Consider the following 618-nt stretch of genomic DNA (forward strand, 5'->3'; position numbering starts at 1 on the left):
GATCATCCAGAACGGTGGCGTCATCGTCTATCCGACCGATTCCGGCTATGCGCTCGGTTGCCAGATGGGTGACAAGGGCGCGCTGGAGCGCATCTGCCGCATCCGTCGCATCGATCCCACCCACGACTTCACCCTGGTGTGCCGGGATCTCTCCGAGATCTCCACCTATGCCAAGGTGGACAACACGGCGTTTCGCCTGGTCAAGGGCAACACGCCCGGGCCCTACACCTTCATCTTCAAGGCGACCAAGGAAGTGCCACGCCGCCTGATGAACGAGAAGAAGAAGACCATCGGCATCCGGGTGCCCGCCAACAACATAGCGCTGGCCCTGCTGGAAGCCCTCGGCGAGCCGCTGCTCTCCACCACCCTGATCCTGCCGGGTTCGGAGATGGCGGAGTTTGACCCGGAAGAGATCTTCGACAAGCTGGGCAAACAGCTGGATCTGGTGGTCAACGGTGGCTATCTGGGCGAGCAGCCCACTACTGTGGTGGATTTCTCCGATGACGAGCCCGTGCTGCGTCGTCGTGGCGCTGGGGATCCTACGCCGTTTGAGTGATGACCCTGTACCCGTGATGGCCACGCCTGCATTGGGCGCAGCGGGGGAGGGAGTCCTCCCCC

General features: G+C 62.8%; 1 protein-coding gene. It reads left to right on the plus strand.

Annotation, left to right across the window (positions count from 1 at the left end; genetic code table 11):
- A partial coding sequence (locus tag BN1128_RS10615; RefSeq protein ID WP_042868499.1) for an L-threonylcarbamoyladenylate synthase occupies nt 1–556 on the plus strand: 556 nt, incomplete at its 5' end.
- Nucleotides 557–618 lie beyond the last annotated feature (62 nt).

Source organism: Aeromonas piscicola (assembly GCF_000820005.1).
Taxonomy (GTDB): domain Bacteria; phylum Pseudomonadota; class Gammaproteobacteria; order Enterobacterales; family Aeromonadaceae; genus Aeromonas; species Aeromonas piscicola.